Source organism: Novacetimonas hansenii JCM 7643 (assembly GCF_000964405.1).
GTDB classification, from domain to species: domain Bacteria; phylum Pseudomonadota; class Alphaproteobacteria; order Acetobacterales; family Acetobacteraceae; genus Novacetimonas; species Novacetimonas hansenii.
This window is the reverse complement of record NZ_BANE01000260.1, coordinates 1-1,256: the sequence shown is the minus strand read 5'-3', so window position 1 is coordinate 1,256 and position 1,256 is coordinate 1. Positions and strand designations below refer to the sequence as shown.

Sequence of the window (1,256 nt, the reverse complement as noted above, 5' to 3'; positions counted from 1 at the left end):
TTTTCTTGTTTTTTATCAATGAGTTGTTTTCAAACACTCTCTAAGAAAAGTTCTTGGATGCTGCTTTTTGATCGAAAAAGGTAGAGTTTTCTGAAGCTTTTTGGAAAAAGCTTCACCAAAAAACCTTATATGATTTCAGGATATTATTAATCCTGACTTTTTAAACAGCCCCTATATCAGGATCTTTCAAAAACTTTTCCTATTCCAACAGGTTACTGTTCCCCAATATTTCCAGCCATCTCTTATGGTCTGGACCCTATCACACCGTTTTGCGTGATGCCACATGGCATGGCGGCAATCTGTCGGGGAAACATCGTGCGTTCACAAGGAGATTTTGCAATATCCGTCTTTTTGAAAAAGCTTCACGAAAATATCGACTTCTGGGAAGCAGGCGTTTTGTGAAATTATTCCCTTTCCTTATCAATGGGTTAATTTGAAATCGCATCCGCTTCGCGCGCGCCGCTGTCTTTTACCTTTGGGATGGGGGAATCCTTGGGGCAACATCCCTGTGCGTGCCTGCTACTTTGATATGCATTTTAAACATCCATTCAGAATGGATCTTATTGCCGGGCATTCTGCGGCCCTGCGCAGGGGGCTGCCCTTGTCACACATGTGCAAGGCGACCTAAAACGGGGAATGACCGTGTATTTCCATGCCCCGGCGGGGTAAGCACCACCATGACCCGGATCTTTATTGACGCCGATGCCTGCCCGGTGCGCGATGAAACCTATCGCGTGGCGCTGCGCCATGGGGTGCATACTTTTGTCGTGGCAAACCGGATGATCGCCATCCCGCCCTCGCCCCTGATTGAACGGGTTGTCGTGACACAGGGCATGGATGTCGCCGATGACTGGATCGCCGGGCATGCCCACGCCCATGATATCGTGATTTCAACCGATATCCCGCTGGCCGCGCGATGCGTGGCACAGGGCGCCTGCGTGCTGGACCCGCGCGGGCGTATCCTGGATGAAAACGCAATCGGCATGGCGCTTGCCGTCAGGAACCTGATGGACGACCTGCGCTCCACCGGGGCCATCATGCAGGGGGGACGCGGCTTCTCCCGCGGGGACCGCTCCAACTTCCTCTCCGCACTCGACACCGCCGTCGTGCGCGCCCGCAAAAACGCCACACGCCCAAAACCACCCCCGTTTGTCCTCCCAACAGAATGACAGGGACGGGCCGCGCCCGGAGGGTGCATCTGTTATAAGTGCAGCATTCAGGGGCTTTGCCCCCGAACCCCCACCAAAGGGTATTAC

Annotated in this window: 1 protein-coding gene; it reads left to right on the top strand. The window is 53.2% G+C overall.

Features of this window, described 5'->3' with window-relative positions; all coding sequences use genetic code 11:
• Window positions 1-677 precede the first annotated feature (677 nt).
• Window positions 678-1,169: a YaiI/YqxD family protein gene (locus tag B7G66_RS14290; RefSeq protein ID WP_003621721.1), complete on the top strand. Its 492-nt coding sequence runs from the start codon at window positions 678-680 to the stop codon at window positions 1,167-1,169.
• The last annotated feature ends 87 nt before the right edge of the window (window positions 1,170-1,256 follow it).